Raw genomic sequence first — 21,099 nt, forward strand, 5'->3', positions numbered from 1 at the left:
GTGACGCAGAGCGTCACGGGCTGCATTCCCACGCAGAGCATGGGAACGATCAGTAGTCATCCCCGCGATCAGTCACATCCTTCTCCACCATCACCGCATGCGGATCATGCCCCTGTGGAAACTTACCCTTCAAATTCCACGCAAACGCAATGATCTCCGCAATCGTGCGATACAACTCTTGCGGAATACTGTCCCCCAATTCCATCCGCGCCAACAGTTTCACCAGCTCGGCGTTTTCGTAGATCGGCACTTCGTAATCCCGGGCGATCCGCAGAATTTCTTCCGCCAGTTCCTCGTCACCTTTGGCCGTGAGGGTGGGGGCCTGGGTGCCGTCGTATTTGAGGGCGATGGCTACTGCCCTAGTGTTGTTCGAGGCGCGTTTGACAGGCATCGGATTACGCAGTCGTAATCTCCTGCCTACAGCTTTTCCGGATTTCACTGGCTTGCGATCGTAACCCGCGATCAATAGTTTGATTAATCAACATTCCACCGGCGCTGTTCAACGACGCTTGTTTCAGACCTATGCAGTGCCAAGGAGGCCTATGCTCGATATTTTGTGTGGTACACCGCTGTGGGTATATGTGGTCTTCAGTTTCCTGACCTATTACGGTGTCATTGCCTGCTTCAAGAATTACGTATCGAAAAGGTCTTTGCAGATCACACCTGTGATATTCATCGCCGTTTCCTTGGCCTCACTGAAACTCTCACAAGGCATTGCAATCCCGCTCGCAGCCTATGCGCTAGGGTTACTGGCGGGGTGGTTACTGGCATTGCGCTTTTATTCGTACAACAATGTGGAGCGCGAGGCTGAAGGTCTGTTGTTGGGTGGCACAAGCAAGGTGCTGATTGTGTATTGGGGGTTCTTTATCTGGCGCTATTACAGTGGCTATCAGGCTGCCATCCATCCGGATCTGGCCAATGAAGTATCAATGGTGGGATGGTCGGCACTGGGGGCTGGTCTTATCAATGGTTTGATTGTCGGTCGCAGTCTCAAGCTTTTGCGTTTTTTCAAGTCTGACAATGTGACGGCGACAGGGGTCGATGGATAAGTTGCGTAACAGCTGATTTGTGCGGTTGCGTTGAGATCGCTATTCGCGAGCAAGCCCGCTCCCACATTGGATCGATGGTGGGCATAGAACGTGTGCACGCCGCCAATTCACTGTGGGAGCGGGCTTGCTCGCGAAGGCGTCCTCGAATCCTCAGTAATCATCCCCTCGATCGGTGACATCCTTCTCGACCATCGGCGCATGCGGATCATGCCCCTCGGGAAACTTGCCCTTCAAATTCCACGCAAACGCAATGATCTCGGCAATCGTGCGGTACAACTCCTGCGGAATACTCTCCCCCAATTCCATCCGCGCCAGCAATCTCACCAGCTCGGCGTTTTCGTAGATCGGCACTTCGTAATCCCGGGCAATCTGCAGAATGGCTTCGGCCAATTCCTCGTCACCTTTGGCCGTGAGGGTGGGGGCGTGGGTGCCGTCGTATTTGAGGGCGATGGCCTGGCGCGGTGTGGTGGATTCGTTCATGCGGTTTCGTCGACCCAGCGTTGTTCGAGGCGGGTTTGAGGGCCTTGAGGCGGTGTGCCGAGGTGGCAATCCAGATCGCCGACGTTCAGGCCTGATGCCAGCAGGCGTTCGCGCAGCCCGGCCAGATTGCTTTCGATCAGGCTGGCGGTGTACGGCCGTTCGGCCCATAGCTGACTGGAGAGGCTGCCTTTGATCAGTTGGGCCTGAATCTGTAGCGGCCCCAGCGGTTCCATGTCGAACGCCAGATCGACTCGCCACAATTGTTGCTTGGGTTCGTGTTCGTCGCGGCGTTCATGCGGTTGTTCTTTCTCAGGTGCTTCTTCGCGCTGGAATTTGACCTGCAATGGCACGATGTCCTGCAGGTTGCGCATGGGGATTTCCAGTTGCCAGGTGCTGAGCAGGCGACCGTCGTCGGTGAGGCCGGTCTGTTCCAGGCTCGACAGTTGATGGCTTTGCAGGCGCGAGACAGCCGCTGCTGCCAGGCGCAGCAAATGTTCCAGATCGCTTTCACCGTCCTGACTTTGCAGCAGGCGCTCGGGGAGCGGGAAACTGGTCGGCAATGGTTTGGCGCTGACTTGTCCAAGCATTCCCAAGGCGCTGCGCACGAAGCTGGGCAGCGCTTGCGCCAGTGTATTGGCGGCGATGATCGCGTTGAGGTTGGTATTGGCCGGCAATCCCTGCGTCAGTTGTGCGATCAGCTTGAGCAGGTCGCCCTTCATGTCTGGCGTCAGCGTCGGGTTTTGCCCGGTCAGCAGTTTCGCTTCAAGGAACAGACCGCTGTTGGCCAACGCCTGGGCCAGGCCTTTTGGTGTACTCAATTGCTGAACGTCCGGCAGGCCGGCGAGCAATTTGTCTACGGCGGCGCGCAGGGCGCTGGAGGTCTGATCCGATGGAGGCAGGTTTTGCAGGACTTTGAGCAAGCCATCCAGAGAGCCCTGGCGACTTTGCTGGCTGACCAATTGCTGCGTCACCGCCAACTGTTCCTGACGGCTGCTCAACGGGACGAACTTCAGGGTCTGGGTGTCTTGCACCAAGGCGCTCAGCAAGGTACCGATGCGCAGTGGCGTCGGGCTGTCGATGCTCAGCGTGCTGCCACTCAGCGCGGTATTGAGCAGGCTCACCATCGAGCGAAACACCGTCGGCTGACCCGGCACCTGCGGCATGACCTGAGAGGTCAGTACTTTGCCTTGCAGCAAGGTGCCGACCGGCAGTTGCGTCATGTCGATGCGGGTGAGTGTCGCGACGCTGGAGGCGATGGCCTGTTGCACCATGACCGCCAGGTTGCCCGCCGATGGCTGGGTAATCGCCAGGCTGGTGCCTTGGGGCAACGGCTGAGCGCTGGTGGCCTGGACCGTGGTCTGGCGGCCGCTGTCGAGGGTGACCTTGAGCAACAACTGAAAGGTCTGATCCGTCTGCTTGAGCGACAGCACTTCAGCCTTGGCGGTTTGCCCAACGGAGATCAGGCCCTCCATCGGCGTCAGCAGCTTGAGTAGATCACCACTCACCACCAGCGGCCGCGAAGTCGCGGGCGTGGTCGGCGGCAGCGGGAGGATGTTCATTTCGCCTGTCATACGCGGTCACAACCTGAGGAAAATGCACTCTTTAGAGTAGGGCATGGCATGTATAATGCCGCCCGTCTTCGGGGAGTGGCGAAAACATTGCATTTGTTTGACCTGGCTCTCTAGAACAAGCCGCCAATGCATCTATGCTGCATCTCTTTAGCGGCCGCTCTGCCGCCGACTTGAACCGCAAAAGGCCCGTGATCTCTTGACCAGTCCTGTTCTGCAAACCGTTGCCCTTGCCTGTGAGCGAGACCTTCGGCTGCTCTTCGAAAATCTCGAATTGAGACTGGCCAGTGGCGAAATGGTACAGATCAGCGGCCCCAACGGCAGTGGCAAGACCAGCCTTTTACGTCTGCTTTGCGGCTTGATGCATCCGACTGCCGGGCAGGTGCTGCTCAACGGCTTGCCACTGAATGAACAGCGCAGCGAACTGGCGCGCAACCTGTTGTGGATCGGCCATGCCGCCGGCATCAAGGACCTGCTGACCCCCGAGGAAAACCTCAGTTGGCTCTGCGCCTTGCATCAACCGGCCTCCCATGAGGCGATCTGGCAGGCGCTGACGGCGGTGGGGCTGCGCGGTTTCGAGGATGTTCCTTGCCATACCCTGTCTGCCGGTCAGCAACGTCGCGTCGCGTTGGCACGGTTGTATCTGGACAGCCCGCCGCTTTGGATCCTCGATGAGCCGTTTACCGCGCTCGACAAACAAGGCGTGGCGCAACTCGAAGAACACCTGGCAGCGCACTGCGAGCGAGGTGGCATGGTGGTGCTGACCACTCACCACACGCTGACCCGAATGCCTGCCGGCTATCGTGACATTGATTTGGGGAACTGGGCCGTATGAGTGTTTTCGGCCTGTTGGTCGCCCGCGAGGCACGTTTGCTGTTCCGTCGTCCTGCCGAATTGGCGAATCCGCTGGTGTTCTTCGCCATCGTGGTCTCTTTGTTCCCGTTGGCGGTCGGCGCCGGGCCTCAATTGTTGCAAACCTTGTCCCCGGGGCTGGTCTGGGTGGCGGCGCTTTTATCGGTCTTGCTCTCGCTGGACGGGCTCTTTCGCAGTGATTTCGAAGACGGATCGCTTGAGCAGTGGGTCCTTTCGCCGCACCCCCTGCCTATTCTGGTTTTGGCCAAGGTGCTGGCACACTGGGCGTTTTCCGGCTTGGCGCTGGTTTTGCTCGCACCCTTGCTGGCGTTGATGCTTGGTTTGCCTGCCGCCTGTCTGCCGGTGTTGCTGCTTTCTTTATTGCTCGGTACACCGGTGCTGAGCCTGCTCGGTGCGGTGGGCGCGGCGTTGACGGTAGGATTGAAGCGCGGTGGCCTGTTATTGGCGCTGCTGATTCTGCCGCTGTACATCCCGGTGTTGATTCTCGGCAGTGGCGCCTTGCAGGCGGCATTGCAGGGTATGCCGGCGACCGGTTATCTCTTGTGGCTTGGTAGCCTGACCGCCCTGGCGATAACCCTGACACCTTTTGCAATAGCTGCTGGCCTGAAGATCAGCGTCGGCGAATAATAATGAGGCCCTGGTCAAAAGTTGATCACTTCTTTTGATGAAAGGCAGGACCCTTGGCTCTTCAAAGCGAAGAGCACCCGTGATGGAAACAGCAATGAACTGGACCTGGTTTCATAAGCTCGGCTCACCCAAATGGTTTTACGGCATCAGTGGCAAACTGCTGCCATGGCTGAGCGTCGCGGCGTTGCTGCTGATCAGCATCGGCGTGGTTTGGGGGCTGGCCTTTGCGCCGCCGGACTATCAGCAAGGCAACAGCTTTCGCATCATTTACATCCACGTTCCCGCCGCCATGCTGGCGCAGTCCATCTACGTGATGCTGGCCGTGTGCGGCATCGTCGGGCTGGTCTGGAAGATGAAACTGGCCGACGTCGCCCTGCAATGCGCCGCGCCGATCGGTGCGTGGATGACTGCCGTGGCGCTGGTCACCGGTGCGATCTGGGGCAAACCGACCTGGGGTTCGTGGTGGGTCTGGGATGCGCGACTTACGTCCATGCTTATTCTGCTGTTTCTGTACTTCGGTCTTATTGCGCTGGGCAACGCCATCAGCAATCGTGACAGTGCGGCCAAGGCCTGCGCGGTGCTGGCAATCGTCGGCGTGATCAACATCCCGATCATTAAATACTCGGTGGAGTGGTGGAACACCCTGCACCAGGGCGCGACCTTCACCCTCACCGAAAAACCGGCGATGCCCGCCGAGATGTGGCTGCCGCTGCTGCTGTCGGCGCTGGGTTTCTACTGTTTCTTCGGCGCGGTGCTGTTGCTGCGCATGCGCCTTGAAGTGCTCAAGCGCGAAGCCCGGGCGAGCTGGGTGAAAACCGAAGTGCAGAACAGTCTGGAGGCCGCTCGATGAGTTTCGCTTCATTCGGCGACTTTCTCGCCATGGGCCATCACGGCCTGTATGTCTGGTCAGCCTATGGCATAAGCCTGGCGGTGCTGGCCCTCAACGTGGCGGCGCCGATCCTGGCCCGCAAGCGGTATCTGCAACAAGAGGCGCGTCGTCTGCGCCGGGAGAACGGCAAGTGAATCCGCTGCGTAAAAAGCGTCTTATGATCATTCTCGCGATCCTGGTCGGTGTCGGCGCTGCCGTCGGCCTGGCCCTGAGCGCCCTTCAGCAGAACATCAATCTGTTTTACACCCCGACCCAGATCGCCAACGGCGAAGCCCCGCAAGACACGCGTATCCGCGCGGGCGGTATGGTGGAGAAAGGTTCGCTACAACGTTCCGGCGATTCCCTGGACGTGAAATTCATCGTCACCGACTTCAACAAATCCGTGACCATCAGCTACCGCGGCATCCTGCCGGACCTGTTCCGCGAAGGGCAGGGCATCGTCGCCCTCGGCAAGCTCAACGCTGACGGCGTGGTGGTGGCCGACGAAGTGCTGGCCAAGCACGACGAGAAGTACATGCCGCCGGAAGTGACCAAGGCGCTGAAAGACAGTGGTCAATCCGCCCCAACACCCGCGAAGGAGGGTTGATCGATGACTTCCGGCATCTTTATCCCCGAACTCGGCCACCTGGCCATGATCCTGGCGCTGTGTTTCGCGCTGGTTCAAGCCGTGGTGCCGTTGCTCGGTGCCTGGCGTGGCGACCGTCTATGGATGAGCCTGGCTCAGCCCGCCGCATGGGGGCAGTTCGCGTTTTTGCTGTTCGCTTTCGGTTGCCTGACTTACGCGTTCATGGCGGACGACTTCTCCGTCGCTTATGTAGCCAGCAACTCCAACAGCGCCTTGCCGTGGTACTACAAATTCAGCGCCGTCTGGGGCGCTCACGAAGGTTCGTTGCTGCTGTGGGCATTGATCCTCGGCGGCTGGACCTTCGCGGTGTCGGTGTTCTCCCGGCAATTGCCGCAAGTGATGCTGGCCCGGGTGCTGGCAGTAATGGGCATGATCAGCACCGGCTTTTTGCTGTTCCTGATCCTGACATCTAACCCTTTCGCCCGAATCCTGCCGCAGATGCCGACGGATGGGCGCGACCTCAATCCCTTGCTGCAAGACATCGGCCTGATCGTTCATCCGCCGATGCTGTACATGGGTTACGTCGGTTTCTCCGTGGCTTTCGCCTTCGCCATTGCCGCGCTGCTGGGTGGTCGTCTCGATGCGGCGTGGGCGCGCTGGTCCCGTCCGTGGACCATCGTCGCCTGGGCCTTCCTCGGTATCGGTATTACGTTGGGCTCCTGGTGGGCCTATTACGAACTCGGCTGGGGTGGCTGGTGGTTCTGGGACCCGGTGGAAAACGCGTCCTTCATGCCTTGGCTGGTGGGCACGGCGCTGATTCACTCGTTGGCGGTCACGGAAAAACGTGGCGTGTTCAAGAGCTGGACCGTGTTGCTGGCCATCGCCGCGTTCTCCTTGAGCCTGCTGGGGACTTTCCTGGTGCGGTCCGGCGTACTGACCTCGGTTCATGCCTTTGCGTCCGATCCTGAACGCGGTGTGTTCATCCTGATCTTCCTGCTGTTCGTGGTCGGTGGTTCGCTGACGCTGTTCGCCCTGCGCGCTCCGGTGGTCAAGAGCCACGTCGGCTTCAACCTCTGGTCCCGGGAAACCCTGCTGCTGGGCAATAACCTGGTGCTGGTGGTGGCCGCGTCGATGATCCTGCTCGGCACCTTGTATCCGCTGATTCTCGACGCGATGACCGGCGCCAAACTGTCGGTCGGCCCGCCGTATTTCAACGCGCTGTTCATTCCATTGATGGCGATACTGATGGTGGTGATGGCGGTCGGCATGCTGGTGCGCTGGAAAGACACGCCGGTCAAATGGCTGATGAGCATGTTGACCCCGGTGTTGCTCGGCAGCGCTGCACTGGCCGTGGTGGCGGGTGTCGCTTACGGCGATTTCAACTGGGCGGTGCTGGCGACGTTCATGCTGGCTGCCTGGGTGTTGCTGGCCGGTGTGCGGGATATCTTCGACAAAACGCGTCACAAGGGTTTGATCAAAGGTCTGCCGACCCTTACCCGCAGCTATTGGGGCATGCAGATCGCGCATTTGGGCATTGCCGTATGCGCGCTGGGTGTTGTGTTGTCGAGCCAGAACAGTGCCGAGCGCGATCTGCGCCTGGCGCCGGGTGAATCCATGAGCCTGGCCGGTTATCAGTTTGTGTTCGAAGGCGCCAAGCACTTCGAAGGGCCGAACTTCACCTCCGACAAGGGCACCGTGCGGGTGATCCGCGATGGCAAGGAAATCAGTGTGCTGCACCCGGAAAAACGCCTCTACACCGTGCAGAACTCGGTGATGACCGAAGCCGGGATCGACGCCGGTTTCACCCGTGACCTTTACGTTGCACTGGGCGAGCCGTTGGGCGAGGGCGCCTGGGCGGTTCGTGTGCATGTCAAACCGTTCGTGCGCTGGATCTGGTTCGGCGGTCTGCTTACAGGTTTCGGCGGTTTGCTGGCGGCGCTGGATCGCCGTTATCGGGTCAAGGTGAAAAGCCGCGTGCGTGAAGCGCTCGGCATGACGGGAGCCACTGCATGAGACGTTGGTTGATGCTGTTGCCACTGGCGATTTTTCTGGTGGTTGCTGTTTTTCTGTATCGGGGGCTGTACCTGAACCCGGCCGAGCTGCCTTCGGCGATGATCAACAAACCGTTCCCTGAGTTTTCGCTGCCATCGGTGCAGGGTGACAAAACCCTGACTAAAGCGGATCTTCTGGGTAAACCGGCATTGGTCAACGTCTGGGGCACCTGGTGCATTTCCTGCCGGGTCGAGCACCCGGTGCTGAACAAATTAGCTCAGCAAGGCGTGGTGATCTACGGCGTCAACTACAAGGACGTCAACACCGATGCCTTGAAGTGGCTGGCCGAGTTCCACAACCCGTATCAACTGGACATCCGGGACGATGCCGGCACCCTGGGCCTGAACCTCGGCGTATACGGCGCTCCGGAAACTTTCTTCATCGACGCCAAGGGCATCATCCGCGACAAATTCGTCGGCGTGATCGACGAACAAGTCTGGCGCGAAAAACTGGCCGCCAAGTATCAGGCGCTGGTCGACGAGGCCAAGCCATGAAGCGCTGGATTGCCGCCGCTGTTCTGGGCTTGAGCATGGCCGGTGTGGCCCACGCGGCCATCGACACCTACGAGTTCGCCAAAGAAGGCGATCGTGAGCGTTTTCGCGAGCTGACCAAAGAGCTGCGTTGCCCCAAGTGCCAGAATCAGGACATCGCCGATTCCAATGCCCCGATCGCTGCCGACCTGCGCAAAGAGATTTTTCGCATGCTCGGCGAGGGCAAGGACAACCAGCAGATCATCGATTTCATGGTCGACCGTTACGGTGATTTTGTCCGCTACAAACCTGCCCTCAACGCCAAAACCGCACTGCTCTGGTTCGGCCCCGCCGGCCTGCTGCTGGGCGGTTTTGTGATCATCGCCGTGATCGTCCGTCGTCGTCGCGTACAACGCACTGACAGCCCGGACACGCTTTCCGCCGAGGAGCGCGAGCGCCTCGACCACCTGTTGGATAAAACCAAGAATGATTGATTTCTGGCTCGCTGCAGGCCTGCTGCTCCTGGTTGCCCTGAGTTTTCTGTTGATCCCCGTTCTGCGCGGTCGCCGCGCTCAGCTGGAAGAGGACCGTACGGCGCTGAACGTTGCGCTTTATCAGGAGCGCGTGGCTGAGTTGCAGACTCAGCAGGAAGAGGGCGTGCTCAACGCCGAACAAATGGACACCGGCCGCGCCGAAGCTGCCCGTGAACTGCTCGCCGACACTGAAGGCGTCGAGGCGCCGCGAGTGTCGCGTCTGGGCAAACCGTTGCCATTGCTCGCGGCAATCCTGGTGCCGGTGCTGGGCCTTGGGTTGTACCTGCATTTCGGCGCCAGCGACAAGGTCGAGCTGACCCGCGAATTCGCTCAGGCACCGCAGTCGATGGAAGAGATGACTCGTCGTCTGGAGCGTGCGGTGGCCGCCCAACCGGACTCGGCCGAGGGCCTGTACTTCCTTGGCCGCACCTACATGGCTCAGGACCGTCCGGGCGATGCGGCGAAGATCTTCGAGCGCACAGTGACTCTGGCCGGGCGGCAGCCGGAACTGCTCGGGCAGTGGGCCCAGGCGCAATATTTCGCCGATGGCAAGAAGTGGTCGGACAAGGTCCAGGCCCTGACCGACGAAGCGCTGAAAGCTGATCCGAAAGAAGTCACCAGCCTCGGTCTGCTGGGCATTGCGGCCTTTGAAGGCGAGCGTTATCAGGACGCCATCGACTACTGGAACCGCCTGCTGGCGCAACTGCCGCCGGATGATAAATCCCGCGTCGCGCTGCAAGGCGGCATTACTCGGGCCGCCGAGAAGCTGGAAGCCAGCGGTGGCAAGGTTGCCCAAGCGCCTGCGGTTAAAGCTGCAGCGCTGCTCAAAGTGCAAGTCGAACTTTCGCCAGAGCTCAAAGCCAAAGTCCAACCGGGTGACAGCGTGTTCATATTCGCCCGCGCCATCTCCGGCCCGCCCGCACCGCTGGCCGCCAAGCGTCTGACCGTCGCCGACTTGCCGGCAACCGTCGAACTGGGTGATGCCGACGCCATGATGCCGCAGTTGAAACTGTCGAACTTCCCTGAAGTCCAACTGGTTGCGCGCATCTCCCGCGCTGGCCAACCGACTGCCGGCGAATGGATCGGTCGCAGCCAACCCTTGGCCACCAGCACCACCGCGCAACAAAAACTGATCATCGACAGCCCGGATAAATAACAGGAAGCACCACCATGACCGCCATCGCTCGTATCACTCTCCTCAGTATGGTTTTGGGGTTAAGCGCCTGTGCGGTCCAGCAGCCCGAGCCCACACGGCTGCCGCCAATCCCGCCTTCGGGGCCAAGCACCAAACCGCCTCCAACGACGACACCGAGCAAACCGAGCATCCCGGTCAAACCGTCCAAGCCGATTCCACGCACTTCCGCCAGCTTCGCCCCGCCACCGGGGGGCAACAGTCATTGGGATGCGAAACTCGGCGTTTACGTTCTCGATGATCAGACCAACACCTTCTACCGCCAGCGCACCTACTACCGCTGGAACAACGGCTGGAGTCGCTCGATCAGCCCCAACGGGCCATGGGAAGAGACGGACATCCATGGCGTGCCGGGTGGGTTAGGCAGAAAATTCGGGCAGTGAATGGAAACGGCGATCTGAGGATCGCCGTTTTGCTTTTTGGGGGCTGAAAAGATCGCAGGCTTCGCCAGCTCCTACAGGATCGCGTACGACTTGCCGACATGGGTTGGGGAATGCTGGAACTCGACATCTCGCCCTATCTGGGCAAGACCGAGAAGGTCAACGTGACGCTGCCTGGCTACGTGATCCAGCGCATTGACCGCTATGTGCGAGAGCACAATGTCAAAAGCCGCTCCTCCTTTCTCGCGGATGCGGCGATGGAGAAACTGGTTCGGCATTGAGGGGTATCAGTCGAATCGCCTTCGCGGGCAAGCCTCGCTCCTACAGGTCTTACACTAACCCTGTAGGAGCGAGGCTTGCCCGCGAAGCTTTTAGCGTCCTAAGCCGTTGCCAACGAACGCCTTTGCGAAACACTCAAAAACCGCAACAACGCCAACAATGGAAACGCACTACCCACAATCACGATCCACAACCAGCCGCCATGCTCATACACCGCGCTGGCCACCGAAGAACCAAACGCGCCGCCGATGAAGATGCTGGTCATGTACAGCGCATTCAGACGGCCGCGGCTTTTAGCGTCGAGGGTATAGACCGCTCGCTGGCCGAGGACCATGTTCATTTGCACGCAGAAATCCAGCACCACCCCCGTCACCGCGAGGCCGATAACGCTGTAGACCGGCTGGATGAAGGCGGGCAGGAAGCTCAGGCTGGCGAATAGCAGGGCCAGCAGCGAGGCTATGCGGGTATGGCCGGCATCGGCCAGTCGACCGGCGATGGGTGCGGCAATCGCGCCAATGGCGCCAACCAGGGCGAAGATCGCGATCTGGGTTTGCGACAAGCCATGATTACGCGACAGCTCCAGTGGTACTGCAGTCCAGAACAGGCTGAAGGTGGCGAACATACAGGCTTGGTAAAACGCGCGCTGACGCAATACCGGCTGCTGACGCAATAGCGTCCAGAGCGAACCCAACAACTGGCCATAAGAAGCGCTGTGATCTGGCTGGCGCTTGGGAATGGTCAGGGCCAGCACAATGCTGATGGCCGCCATCAATACCGCAGCGATGATGAACATCGCACGCCAGCCGAAGTGATCGGCTATTACGCTGGATACCGGTCGAGCCAGCAGAATCCCCAGCAGCAAACCACCCATGATGCCGCCGACCACGCGGCCGCGCGATTCTTCCGGCGCCAGATGGGCGGCCAGTGGAATCAGGATCTGTACCGACACTGAGCTGAACCCCACCAGCAACGAGATGAGCAGAAACACGTTCGGCTGATCGGTGAATGCCGCGCCCAACAGACTGGCAATCGCCACCACGGTGGTGATGATCATCAAGCGGCGGTTTTCCAGCAGATCACCCAAGGGCACCAGGAAGAACAGACCCAACGCATAACCAATCTGTGTCAGCGAAACGATCAGGCTGGCCATGGTGTCGGTCAGGCCGATGTCCGGCGCGATCAGGCCGATGATCGGCTGGGCGTAGTAGATGTTGGCTACGATGGCGCCGCAGCAGAAGGCGAAGAGCAACACCATGCCTCGGGTCATTGTCGCGGTACCGAGGGGCACCTGAGTCATTGGATTCATAACGGGGCTCGTTGAACAAGAAGGAATGCGCAGAGGCTAATCGGCTGGCTGGAGCGGCGGAAGGGGGAATAGGGTGATAGTAATCATGCCTCTGAAGAATGATTGAGAGAGGCCGTTCATTGGGTCTCCTGGCTCCCACAAAAAAGGCGACCTATGAAGGTCGCCTTTTCATTGGCCTCAGGAATTACTGACCGCTGTAAATCTGATCGAAAACCCCACCATCATTGAAGTGGGTCTTCTGCACAGTGCGCCAGTCACCAAAGGTCTTCTCCACCGAAAGGAAATCCACTTTTGGGAAGCGATCGGTGTACTTGGCCAGTACCGCCGGATCACGCGGACGCAGGTAGTTGGCCGCCGCAATCTCTTGACCTTCCGGCGACCACAGGTACTTCAAATATTCCTCGGCAGCAGCGCGAGTGCCTTTTTTCTCGACCACTTTGTCGACCACAGACACTGGCGGCTCTGCTTCGGCGGAAACGCTTGGGTAGATCACTTCGAACTGGTCGCGGCCAAACTCACGCGCAATCATTTCCGCTTCGTTTTCGAAGGTCACCAGCACGTCGCCGATCTGGTTGGTCATGAACGTGGTGGTGGCTGCACGGCCACCGGTATCCAGCACTGGCGCTTGCTTGAACAGTTTGCCGACGAAGGCTTTGGCCTTGTTCTCGTCGCCGCCGTTTTTCAGCACATAACCCCAGGCCGAAAGGTAGGTGTAGCGGCCGTTGCCCGAGGTTTTCGGGTTGGGGACGATCACTTGCACACCGTCCTTGAGCAGGTCGGGCCAGTCTTTCAATGCTTTCGGGTTGCCTTTGCGCACGATAAACACGGTGGCCGAGGTGAATGGCGCGCTGTTGTTCGGCAGGCGCGTAACCCAGTTGTCCGGGACCAGTTTGCCGTTGTCCGCCAGGGCGTTGATGTCGGTGGCCATGTTCATGGTGATGACATCAGCCGGCAGGCCATCGATCACTGAGCGCGCCTGCTTGCTGGAACCGCCGAAGGACATTTGCAGCGTGATGTTTTCGTTGTGCTCGGCTTGCCAGTGTTTCTGGAAGGCAGCGTTGTAGTCCTTGTAGAAATCTCGCATCACGTCGTAGGAAACGTTAAGCAGGGTCGGTGCAGCCTGAGCCACGCTGCCCAAGACCAGGCCAGCGGCCAGAAGTGAGGCGCCAAAGAGTTTTTTCACTGCGCATTCCTTGTTTTATCAAACATGTTCTATGGAAAGTGTTGGCAATTTGCCAGCGACTATAGCCGGGCTCGCATAGTCCTTTAAAGATTAAAAAGCACTTTGCTTATTCCAGTTTCTTGAACAGCGCGTTGCCGCAACGGGAGCAAAATGCTGCGCCGTGTTCGTGACTGTTTTTCTCGCAGGTCGGGCAATCGTGTTGCAATTGTTCGCCGCGCATCGCGTTGGCCAGTTCCGCGGTAAAGATCCCTGTGGGCACGGCGATGATCGAGTAACCGGTGATCATCACCAGCGACGAAACCACCTGACCCAATGGCGTCCTGGGCACGATATCGCCAAATCCCACGGTAGTCAGTGTGACGATGGCCCAATAGATGCCTTTGGGGATGCTGGTGAAGCCGTGTTCCGGGCCTTCGATCACGTACATCAGAGTGCCGAACACCGTCACCAGGGTGCTGACGCTGAGCAGAAACACCACGATCTTCTGCTTGCTGCCGCGCAGCGCCGTCATCAAGTAGTTGGCTTGCTTCAGATACGGGCTGAGCTTGAGCACGCGGAAAATCCGCAGCATCCGAATGATCCGGATAATCAGCAGGTACTGCGCATCGCTGTAATACAGCGCAAGAATGCCGGGCACGATCGCCAGCAAATCCACCAGCCCATAGAAGCTGAACGCGTAGCGCAGCGGCTTGGGCGAGCAGTACAGGCGCAGACCGTATTCGATGGCGAAAACGATGGTGAAGCCCCATTCGATGTACGCCAGTATGTCGGCGTAGTTCTGATGAACGCTGTCGATACTGTCCAGAATCACGATCACCAGGCTCGCCAGGATGATCAACAACAGAATGCTGTCGAAGCGCCGGCCGGCCGGAGTATCGGATTGGAAAATGATGACGTAAAGGTCTTCACGCCAGTTTTTATTGCTGTCCATGGAAAACGCCTGAACCAAGAATCAGCGAAGCCTAGGTCGATTCTCCCCGGTAGCGCAAGGCGCGCTGTCCATGGCGGCCTGACGCAGCACCCGAATGCCTGCGCGAATCAGCCAGCAGGCGAGGATGAAGGGTGCCGTCAGCGTTGCCAGCCCCAGTGCGACGAACCCCGGCGTGAGCAACACCGCCAGCAGGATTCCCAACAATGGCAGCCAAGGCTGGCGACGATTTTGGCTGAAGGCGAGGGCGGCAAGCACGGCGTTGTAGCCGCTCAAACCCAGCAGCGCGGTTGATGTTTCGTGATGCAGAAGGGCGAAACCGAGGCCGGCAGCGGAGCCGAGCAGCGCCCACAGGAAGGCACGATGGTCAGCGATCAGCAAACCCATGGCAATCAGAGCACCGGCCAGCGGATGACCGAGAAACAGCACCTGACCGAGCCCTTTCAATGACGCGGCAAGCAAGTTGAGTGTGGTCATTTCGATCAGCGGCGCGGGCTGCTGGGGGGCGGCAAACGACAGTAGCAACCAGCTCATCCCGACGAAGGGCGCGGTGTAGGCGGGAAGGCAATCATGATCGCGCGAATGCTTGAGCCATTGCTGGGTGAGCATCGCACTCAGGCCGCCAGCGGCAATGATTAGCGGCGGCAATAACGCTGACCACGGGAAATAAAGGCTCAGCAGCAGACCGAGCAGAATACCGTTGTAACTGAACAGGCCGGCCTGACGATCAGCCTTTGTGTAACCGCGACGTTGCGCGGTGAGCAACCCGGCGACCCCTCCCAGCAACGCACCGCCGAGCAGGGCCGGAGCGCTGAACAGAATCGCCAACAGACACAGCAGACCGCACAGCGGATGGCGCTGGAGAAAGATTTGACTGAAGCCATTGAGCAGGGCAGTGGCCCAGTCGGGGCATTGGGTGTTGAAGTGGTTGGCAGGCATTTTAGGTCTGTGTGTCAGAGGAGCCGAGTCGCCTGCTTCGCGAGCAAGCCCGCTCCCACATTAGTCTTGTGTCGAACTCAGATTAAATGTGGGAGCGGGCTTGCTCGCGAAGAGGCCGGTACAGGCGCTAAATCAACGTCTCAATGCGCAACGAATTGGTTGACCCCGGCTGCCCAAACGGCACTCCCGCCGTGATCAACAACGTATCGCCGCGTTGAGCCATCCCCTGTGCCTGGGCAATCTCCAACGCCGTCGAGCACACTTCATCCACCTGGCGCAGCCGATCATTGACCACCGAGTGCACGCCCCACGCTACCGTCAAACGCCGCGCGGTTTGCAAATTCGGCGTCAGGTTGAGGATCGGCACCGTTGGCCGTTCCCGCGCCGCGCGCAGACTCGAGGTACCGGACTCGCTGTAGTTCACCAACACCGCCACCGGCAGCACGTTGCTGATGCGGCGGATCGCGCAGCTGATCGCGTCGGACACCGTGGCCTCGGCTTTCGGTCGGCTCACGTCCAGTTGGGCCTGATAGTCCGGGCCGTTTTCCACCTGACGGATGATCTTGCTCATCATCTGCACAGCTTCCAGCGGATACTCGCCGGACGCGGTTTCCGCCGACAGCATCACCGCGTCCGCGCCTTCGGCCACCGCATTGGCGACGTCAGTGACTTCGGCGCGAGTCGGGGCCGGGGAGAAGCGCATCGACTCCAGCATCTGCGTCGCCACCACCACCGGTTTGCCGAGTTGGCGGCAAGTGCTGATGATGTTTTTCTGGATTTGCGGCACGCTTTCGGCCGGCACTTCCACGCCCAGATCACCGCGAGCGACCATGATCGCATCGCTCAATTCGGCGATTTCACGCAGTTGAGTCACGGCCGAGGGTTTCTCGATCTTGGCCATCAAGAAGGCCTTGTCGCCGATCAATGCGCGGGCTTCGCGGATGTCTTCCGGGCGTTGCACAAACGACAGCGCGACCCAATCCACCCCCAGCTCCAGACCAAAGCTCAAGTCGCGACGATCCTTGGTGGTCAACGGGCTCAGGTCGAGCACCGCTTGCGGCACGTTGACGCCTTTGCGATCCGACAGCTCGCCGCCATTGAGCACTGTGGTGTCGATGGCGTCGGCGTATTTGGTCACCACCCGCAGGCGCAGCTTGCCGTCGTCCAGCAGCAGGTCCATGCCAGGCGTAAGCGCGGCGATGATTTCCGGGTGAGGCAAGTTGACCCGGCGCTCATCGCCCGGCGTCGGGTCCAGGTCCAGACGCAAGGCCTGACCGCGATACAACTGCACTTTGCCACGGGCGAATTTGCCGACCCGCAGTTTCGGGCCTTGCAGGTCCATCAGTATCCCCAGCGGGTAATTCAGCTGGCGCTCGACTTCACGAATCCATTGATAGCGCAGGGCGTGGTCGGCGTGATCGCCGTGGCTGAAGTTCAGGCGAAAGATATTGACCCCGGCCTGCACCAGCTCACGGATGTCGTCGATCCCGTTGGTGGCCGGGCCAAGGGTGGCGAGGATTTTGACCTTCTTATCAGGCGTCATGTTTAGTGCTCTCGAGAATCAGGATGGCGCGGAAGTCGTTGACGTTGGTGCGGGTCGGCTCGGTGACGATCAGCGCATCCAGCGCCGCGAAATAGCCGTAGCCATTGTTGTTGTCCAGTTCATCGCAGGCAGCGAGGCCGAGGGCGGCAGCGCGGGCGTAACTGTCTGGGGTCATGATGGCGCCGGCGTTGTCTTCGGAGCCGTCGATGCCGTCGGTGTCACCCGCCAAGGCGTAGACGCCGGGCAGGCCTTTGAGGCTGTCGATCAGGCTCAGCAGGAATTCGGCGTTGCGCCCGCCACGGCCATTGCCGCGCACGGTGACGGTGGTTTCGCCGCCGGACAGAATCACGCACGGAGCTGCCAGCGGCTGGCCGTGCTGGACGATCTGCCGCGCAATGCCGGCGTGGACTTTCGCCACGTCCCGGGATTCACCTTCCAGGTCGCCGAGAATCAACGGACTGAAACCGGCCTGACGGGCTTTCACCGCTGCCGCTTCGAGCGATTGCTGTGGGCGTGCGATCAACTGGAAATGACTGCGGGCCAGGCTCGGATCGCCGGGTTTGACCGTTTCCGATTCCGCGCTTTGCAGCCAGTTACGCACCGAGGCCGGAACTTCGATGTCGTAACGCTTGAGGATCGCCAGCGCTTCGGCCGAGGTGCTCGGGTCGGCCACGGTGGGGCCGGACGCGATGACCGTGGCGAGATCGCCCGGTACATCGGAAATCGCATAGGTATAAACCGTGGCCGGCCAGCAGGCTTTGCCCAGACGACCGCCCTTGATCGCCGAGAGGTGCTTGCGCACGCAATTCATCTCGCCGATGGTCGCGCCGGATCTGAGCAGGGCTTTGTTGATCGACTGTTTGTCGGCGAGGGTGATGCCGGCGGCGGGTAGTGCCAACAATGCCGATCCACCGCCAGACAGCAGGAAGATCACGCGGTCGTCTTCGCTCAGGTCGCTGACCAGTTCCAGCACCCGTTTCGCAACAGCCAAACCAGCCGCATCCGGCACCGGGTGCGCGGCTTCGACCACTTCGATTTTTTCGCACGGGGCGCCGTGACCGTAACGGGTCACCACCAGGCCGGACACTTCACCCTGCCAGCAGCGCTCGACCACCTGAGCCATGGCCGCTGCGGCTTTACCGGCGCCGATGACGATCACCCGACCGCTACGATCTTTGGGTAAATGAGCTTCGAGGACGTGCTGCGGATGGGCTGCGTCGATGGCTGTGGCAAACAGCTCGCGCAGCAGTTGTTGCGGATCGACCGACATGGCGGGCTCCCGGAATTCTTGTTATTGGAGAAAGCTGCTTGCCCCTGTAGGAGCGAGGCTTGCCCGCGAACCGGCCACCTCGGTGTTTCTGCTGCACCGAGGCGATCCCTTCGCGGGCAAGCCTCGCTCCTACAGGGGCGGGTGATGGTGTTATTTATCGCGAATCGAGAAATTCGCCATGTGTTCCAGGCCTTTGATCAGCGCCGAGTGGTCCCAGTTGCTGCCGCCAATGGCCGCGCAGGTGCTGAACACTTGCTGGGTATTGGCGGTGTTCGGCAGGTTGATGCCCAGTTCGCGAGCGCCGGCCAGGGCCAGGTTCAGGTCCTTCTGGTGCAGGCTGATGCGGAAGCCTGGATCGAAAGTGCCTTTGATCATGCGCTCGCCATGGACTTCAAGGATCTTCGACGAGGCAAAACCGCCCATCAGCGCTTCACGCACCTTGGCTGGATCGGCACCGTTTTTCGAGGCGAACAGCAGGGCTTCGGCCACGGCCTGGATGTTCAGCGCGACGATGATCTGGTTCGCCACTTTCGCGGTTTGACCGTCGCCGTTGCCACCGACCAGGGTGATGTTTTTGCCCATGGCCTGGAACAGCGGCAGGGCGCGTTCGAAGGCATCGGCATCGCCGCCGACCATGATGCTCAGGGTCGCAGCCTTGGCGCCGACTTCGCCGCCGGAAACCGGGGCGTCGAGGTACTGCGCGCCTTTCTCGTTGATTTTAGCCGCGAAGGCTTTAGTGGCAGTCGGCGAGATCGAGCTCATGTCGATCACGACTTTGCCCTTGCTCACGCCTGCCGCAACGCCATCGGCGCGGAACAGCACGTCATCGACCTGCGGAGTATCCGGGACCATGACGATGATGAATTCGGCTTCCTGGGCCACTTCTTTCGGGTTCGCCAGGGCGACGGCGCCGGCGGCGATCAGGTCGGCAGGGGCTGGGTCGTGGTGTGCCGACAGGAACAGGCTGTGACCGGCTTTCTGCAGGTTCAACGCCATTGGGTGGCCCATGATGCCGGTGCCGATAAATCCGATTTTAGCCATGAGAAAATCCTCTTGTTTTTATTGCTCTGTTCGCAAAATTCGTGGGATGGCAGCGAGGACGCCTTCGCGGGCAAGCCTCGCTCCTACAGACAATTCTGGCCCCCCGTAGGAGCGAGGCTTGCCCGCGAAGAACGATGACGCGGTGTCAGATCAAATCGCGTTATGGGTTTTCAACCAGCCCAAGCCTGCCTCAGTGGTGGTCAGCGGCTTGTATTCGCAGCCAACCCAACCCTGATAACCGATGCGGTCCAGGTGTTCGAACAGGAAGCGGTAATTGATTTCACCGGTGCCCGGTTCGTTGCGCCCTGGGTTGTCGGCCAACTGGATGTGGTTGATCTCGTCCAGGTGCGCGGCCATGGTGCGGGCCAGGTCGCCCTCCATGACTTGCATGTGATAGATGTCGTATTGCAGGAACAGGTTGGCGCTGCCGACTTGTTCGCGAATCGATAGGGCTTGCGCCGTGTTGTTCAGGTAGAAGCCTGGGATGTCACGGGTGTTGATCGCTTCCATCACCAGTTTGATGCCCACCGCTTGCAGCTTGTCGGCCGCGTACTTGAGGTTGGCGACAAAGGTCTTTTCCACGGTGGCATCGTCGACGCCTTGTGGACGAATACCGGCCAGACAGTTGATCTGGGTGTTGCCCAGCACTTTGGCGTAAGCGATGGCCAGATCGACACCGGCGCGGAATTCTTCGACCCGATCCGGTAGGCACGCGATACCGCGCTCGCCCTTGGCCCAGTCACCGGCCGGCAGGTTGAACAGCACCTGGGTCAAGCCATTGGCATCGAGCCTGGCCTTGATTTCGGCGGAGCTGAAATCGTAGGGGAACAGGTATTCGACACCACTGAAGCCGGCCTTGGCGGCAGCGTCGAAACGGGCAAGAAAATCCTGCTCGGTGAACAGCATGGACAGGTTGGCTGCGAAACGCGGCATGGTGGTCTCCTGTAAATATGTGCAGATCCCCTGTGGGAGCCAGCCTGCTGGCGATAGCGGTGGGGCAGCCAACATCAATGTTGAATGTGCCGGCCTCATCGCGAGCAGGCTCGCTCCCACAGGGGTATCGATCAGCAGTTAGTCGAGCAGCGAAATCGCCGTTGGCGCATCGTTGCCGACCAGCGCCAGGTCTTCGAATTCGTTGACGGCGTTGATCTCGGTGCCCATGGAAATGTTGGTCACGCGCTCCAGAATGATTTCGACGATCACCGGCACCTTGAACTCCTCGATCAGTTCCTGAGCCTTGCGCAGGGCAGGCTGGATCTGAGCCGGTTCGAACACCCGCAACGCCTTGCAACCCAGGCCTTCGGCGACAGCGACGTGGTCGACACCGTAACCGTTGAGTTCCGGAGCGTTGAGGTTGTCGAAAGACAACTGCACGCAGTAGTCCATGTCGAAACCGCGCTGGGCCTGACGGATCAAACCCAGGTACGAGTTGTTCACGACAACGTGGATGTACGGCAGCTTGAACTGCGCGCCTACGGCCAGTTCTTCAATCATGAACTGGAAGTCATAATCCCCAGACAGCGCCACCACCTTGCGGGTCGGATCAGCCTTGACCACGCCGAGTGCGGCCGGAATGGTCCAGCCCAGCGGGCCGGCCTGGCCGCAGTTGATCCAGTGACGCGGTTTGTAGACGTGCAGGAACTGCGCGCCGGCAATCTGCGACAGACCGATGGTGCTGACGTAGCAGGTGTCCTTGCCGAACACCTGGTTCATTTCTTCGTAAACCCGCTGCGGCTTGACCGGCACGTTGTCGAAGTGAGTTTTGCGCTGCAGGCTGGCTTTGCGTTGCTGGCAGTCTTGTAGCCAGGCGCTGCGGTTTTTCAGCTTGCCGGCGGCTTGCCATTCGCGAGCGACTTCGATGAACACGGTCAACGCGGCAGCGGCGTCGGACACGATGCCCAGGTCCGGGGTGAACACGCGGCCGATCTGGGT

23 protein-coding genes and 1 pseudogene are annotated in these 21,099 nt (G+C 60.0%); 12 read left to right on the forward strand and 12 right to left on the reverse strand.

Annotation, left to right across the window (positions count from 1 at the left end):
- Positions 1-49: 49 nt before the first annotated feature.
- Entirely contained in the window at positions 50-391 is a 342-nt protein-coding gene (locus ACIPLA_RS24905) for an EscU/YscU/HrcU family type III secretion system export apparatus switch protein (protein WP_401176790.1), read from the reverse strand.
- Positions 392-542: 151 nt separating this feature from the next.
- Here ACIPLA_RS24905 and ACIPLA_RS24910 point away from each other — a divergent pair, with 151 nt between their 5' ends.
- Entirely contained in the window at positions 543-1,049 is a 507-nt protein-coding gene (locus ACIPLA_RS24910; RefSeq protein ID WP_401176793.1) for a hypothetical protein, read from the forward strand.
- A gap of 150 nt (positions 1,050-1,199) precedes the next feature.
- On the opposite strand, the gene ACIPLA_RS24915 is transcribed toward ACIPLA_RS24910, so the two are convergent.
- Positions 1,200-1,529, reverse strand: coding sequence for an EscU/YscU/HrcU family type III secretion system export apparatus switch protein (locus ACIPLA_RS24915; RefSeq protein ID WP_401176796.1), 330 nt, complete (start codon positions 1,527-1,529; stop codon positions 1,200-1,202).
- Positions 1,526-3,100 carry a flagellar hook-length control protein FliK gene (locus ACIPLA_RS24920; RefSeq protein WP_401176798.1) on the reverse strand — a complete coding sequence of 525 codons (1,575 nt, stop codon included), beginning with the start codon at positions 3,098-3,100 and terminating at the stop codon, positions 1,526-1,528. Before ACIPLA_RS24920 ends, ACIPLA_RS24915 begins: the two co-directional genes overlap by 4 nt.
- Before the next feature lie 196 nt (positions 3,101-3,296).
- Between ACIPLA_RS24920 and ccmA the strand changes: the two genes are divergently transcribed.
- From ccmA to ACIPLA_RS24975, 11 genes and pseudogenes are all read left to right on the forward strand, one after another.
- On the forward strand, positions 3,297-3,932 hold the full coding sequence (ccmA, locus tag ACIPLA_RS24925) for a cytochrome c biogenesis heme-transporting ATPase CcmA (RefSeq protein WP_008072658.1): 636 nt from the start codon (positions 3,297-3,299) through the stop codon (positions 3,930-3,932).
- Positions 3,929-4,597: a heme exporter protein CcmB gene (ccmB, locus tag ACIPLA_RS24930; protein WP_008072659.1), complete on the forward strand. Its 669-nt coding sequence runs from the start codon at positions 3,929-3,931 to the stop codon at positions 4,595-4,597. The genes ccmA and ccmB overlap by 4 nt, the downstream gene beginning before the upstream one ends.
- Positions 4,598-4,691: 94 nt before the next feature.
- A complete protein-coding gene (locus ACIPLA_RS24935) occupies positions 4,692-5,447 on the forward strand; it encodes a heme ABC transporter permease (protein WP_192345730.1) in 756 nt (251 codons plus the stop codon).
- Positions 5,444-5,620, forward strand: a complete 177-nt coding sequence (ccmD, locus tag ACIPLA_RS24940; protein ID WP_007894243.1) for a heme exporter protein CcmD — start codon at positions 5,444-5,446, stop codon at positions 5,618-5,620. The genes ACIPLA_RS24935 and ccmD overlap by 4 nt, the downstream gene beginning before the upstream one ends.
- Positions 5,617-6,072: a cytochrome c maturation protein CcmE gene (gene ccmE, locus ACIPLA_RS24945; protein ID WP_192345731.1), complete on the forward strand. Its 456-nt coding sequence runs from the start codon at positions 5,617-5,619 to the stop codon at positions 6,070-6,072. The genes ccmD and ccmE overlap by 4 nt, the downstream gene beginning before the upstream one ends.
- A 3-nt stretch (positions 6,073-6,075) precedes the next feature.
- Positions 6,076-8,064, forward strand: a complete 1,989-nt coding sequence (locus tag ACIPLA_RS24950) for a heme lyase CcmF/NrfE family subunit (RefSeq protein ID WP_401176804.1) — start codon at positions 6,076-6,078, stop codon at positions 8,062-8,064.
- On the forward strand, positions 8,061-8,597 hold the full coding sequence (locus ACIPLA_RS24955; protein ID WP_063342928.1) for a DsbE family thiol:disulfide interchange protein: 537 nt from the start codon (positions 8,061-8,063) through the stop codon (positions 8,595-8,597). Before ACIPLA_RS24950 ends, ACIPLA_RS24955 begins: the two co-directional genes overlap by 4 nt.
- On the forward strand, positions 8,594-9,067 hold the full coding sequence (locus tag ACIPLA_RS24960; protein WP_007894247.1) for a cytochrome c-type biogenesis protein: 474 nt from the start codon (positions 8,594-8,596) through the stop codon (positions 9,065-9,067). Before ACIPLA_RS24955 ends, ACIPLA_RS24960 begins: the two co-directional genes overlap by 4 nt.
- Positions 9,060-10,262: a c-type cytochrome biogenesis protein CcmI gene (ccmI, locus tag ACIPLA_RS24965; protein ID WP_401176808.1), complete on the forward strand. Its 1,203-nt coding sequence runs from the start codon at positions 9,060-9,062 to the stop codon at positions 10,260-10,262. Before ACIPLA_RS24960 ends, ccmI begins: the two co-directional genes overlap by 8 nt.
- Before the next feature lie 14 nt (positions 10,263-10,276).
- Positions 10,277-10,681, forward strand: coding sequence for a hypothetical protein (locus tag ACIPLA_RS24970; protein ID WP_123496081.1), 405 nt, complete (start codon positions 10,277-10,279; stop codon positions 10,679-10,681).
- An 89-nt stretch (positions 10,682-10,770) separates the two neighbouring features.
- Positions 10,771-10,959, forward strand: a pseudogene (locus ACIPLA_RS24975) (type II toxin-antitoxin system HicB family antitoxin); the annotation flags it as partial.
- 98 nt (positions 10,960-11,057) lie between these two features.
- Here ACIPLA_RS24975 and ACIPLA_RS24980 read toward each other — a convergent pair.
- The 9 genes from ACIPLA_RS24980 to ACIPLA_RS25020 form a co-directional block, all read right to left on the reverse strand.
- Positions 11,058-12,263, reverse strand: coding sequence for an MFS transporter (locus ACIPLA_RS24980; RefSeq protein ID WP_401176811.1), 1,206 nt, complete (start codon positions 12,261-12,263; stop codon positions 11,058-11,060).
- Between the two features lie 184 nt (positions 12,264-12,447).
- The gene (locus ACIPLA_RS24985; protein WP_192345739.1) at positions 12,448-13,446 is read right to left on the reverse strand and encodes a sulfate ABC transporter substrate-binding protein; all 999 of its coding nucleotides are present in this window, start codon (positions 13,444-13,446) and stop codon (positions 12,448-12,450) included.
- A 106-nt stretch (positions 13,447-13,552) separates the two neighbouring features.
- Positions 13,553-14,377 carry an ion transporter gene (locus ACIPLA_RS24990; RefSeq protein WP_123496095.1) on the reverse strand — a complete coding sequence of 275 codons (825 nt, stop codon included), beginning with the start codon at positions 14,375-14,377 and terminating at the stop codon, positions 13,553-13,555.
- A gap of 21 nt (positions 14,378-14,398) precedes the next feature.
- Entirely contained in the window at positions 14,399-15,313 is a 915-nt protein-coding gene (locus ACIPLA_RS24995; RefSeq protein ID WP_401176815.1) for an urea transporter, read from the reverse strand.
- A 127-nt stretch (positions 15,314-15,440) separates the two neighbouring features.
- Positions 15,441-16,856 carry a pyruvate kinase gene (gene pyk / locus ACIPLA_RS25000; protein WP_401176818.1) on the reverse strand — a complete coding sequence of 472 codons (1,416 nt, stop codon included), beginning with the start codon at positions 16,854-16,856 and terminating at the stop codon, positions 15,441-15,443.
- Positions 16,846-18,126 (reverse strand): glycerate kinase, encoded by a 1,281-nt coding sequence (locus ACIPLA_RS25005; RefSeq protein ID WP_401176820.1) that lies wholly within the window; start codon positions 18,124-18,126, stop codon positions 16,846-16,848. The genes pyk and ACIPLA_RS25005 overlap by 11 nt, the downstream gene beginning before the upstream one ends.
- 150 nt (positions 18,127-18,276) lie before the next feature.
- Complete coding sequence (locus ACIPLA_RS25010; protein WP_030131742.1) at positions 18,277-19,167, reverse strand: 2-hydroxy-3-oxopropionate reductase; 891 nt, start codon at positions 19,165-19,167, stop codon at positions 18,277-18,279.
- A 150-nt stretch (positions 19,168-19,317) separates the two neighbouring features.
- Positions 19,318-20,100: a hydroxypyruvate isomerase gene (hyi, locus tag ACIPLA_RS25015; protein ID WP_218394204.1), complete on the reverse strand. Its 783-nt coding sequence runs from the start codon at positions 20,098-20,100 to the stop codon at positions 19,318-19,320.
- A gap of 138 nt (positions 20,101-20,238) precedes the next feature.
- On the reverse strand, positions 20,239-21,099 hold an 861-nt coding region (locus ACIPLA_RS25020; protein ID WP_401176824.1), incomplete at its 5' end, for a thiamine pyrophosphate-dependent enzyme.

The sequence above is a fragment of the Pseudomonas sp. NPDC086112 genome, assembly GCF_044746425.1.
Taxonomy (GTDB): Bacteria; Pseudomonadota; Gammaproteobacteria; order Pseudomonadales; family Pseudomonadaceae; genus Aquipseudomonas.

Bases quoted from the DNA above. Each gene is read 5' to 3' on its own strand.
- ACIPLA_RS24905 (WP_401176790.1), bottom strand. From the start codon at position 391: ATGCCTGTCAAACGCGCCTCGAACAACACTAGGGCAGTAGCCATCGCC.
- ACIPLA_RS24910 (WP_401176793.1), top strand. From the start codon at position 543: ATGCTCGATATTTTGTGTGGTACACCGCTGTGGGTATATGTGGTCTTC.
- ACIPLA_RS24915 (WP_401176796.1), bottom strand. From the start codon at position 1,529: ATGAACGAATCCACCACACCGCGCCAGGCCATCGCCCTCAAATACGAC.
- ACIPLA_RS24920 (WP_401176798.1), bottom strand. From the start codon at position 3,100: ATGACAGGCGAAATGAACATCCTCCCGCTGCCGCCGACCACGCCCGCG.
- ccmB (WP_008072659.1), top strand. From the start codon at position 3,929: ATGAGTGTTTTCGGCCTGTTGGTCGCCCGCGAGGCACGTTTGCTGTTC.
- ACIPLA_RS24935 (WP_192345730.1), top strand. From the start codon at position 4,692: ATGAACTGGACCTGGTTTCATAAGCTCGGCTCACCCAAATGGTTTTAC.
- ccmD (WP_007894243.1), top strand. From the start codon at position 5,444: ATGAGTTTCGCTTCATTCGGCGACTTTCTCGCCATGGGCCATCACGGC.
- ACIPLA_RS24950 (WP_401176804.1), top strand. From the start codon at position 6,076: ATGACTTCCGGCATCTTTATCCCCGAACTCGGCCACCTGGCCATGATC.
- ACIPLA_RS24955 (WP_063342928.1), top strand. From the start codon at position 8,061: ATGAGACGTTGGTTGATGCTGTTGCCACTGGCGATTTTTCTGGTGGTT.
- ACIPLA_RS24960 (WP_007894247.1), top strand. From the start codon at position 8,594: ATGAAGCGCTGGATTGCCGCCGCTGTTCTGGGCTTGAGCATGGCCGGT.
- ccmI (WP_401176808.1), top strand. From the start codon at position 9,060: ATGATTGATTTCTGGCTCGCTGCAGGCCTGCTGCTCCTGGTTGCCCTG.
- ACIPLA_RS24970 (WP_123496081.1), top strand. From the start codon at position 10,277: ATGACCGCCATCGCTCGTATCACTCTCCTCAGTATGGTTTTGGGGTTA.
- ACIPLA_RS24980 (WP_401176811.1), bottom strand. From the start codon at position 12,263: ATGAATCCAATGACTCAGGTGCCCCTCGGTACCGCGACAATGACCCGA.
- ACIPLA_RS24990 (WP_123496095.1), bottom strand. From the start codon at position 14,377: ATGGACAGCAATAAAAACTGGCGTGAAGACCTTTACGTCATCATTTTC.
- ACIPLA_RS24995 (WP_401176815.1), bottom strand. From the start codon at position 15,313: ATGCCTGCCAACCACTTCAACACCCAATGCCCCGACTGGGCCACTGCC.
- pyk (WP_401176818.1), bottom strand. From the start codon at position 16,856: ATGACGCCTGATAAGAAGGTCAAAATCCTCGCCACCCTTGGCCCGGCC.
- ACIPLA_RS25005 (WP_401176820.1), bottom strand. From the start codon at position 18,126: ATGTCGGTCGATCCGCAACAACTGCTGCGCGAGCTGTTTGCCACAGCC.
- ACIPLA_RS25010 (WP_030131742.1), bottom strand. From the start codon at position 19,167: ATGGCTAAAATCGGATTTATCGGCACCGGCATCATGGGCCACCCAATG.
- hyi (WP_218394204.1), bottom strand. From the start codon at position 20,100: ATGCCGCGTTTCGCAGCCAACCTGTCCATGCTGTTCACCGAGCAGGAT.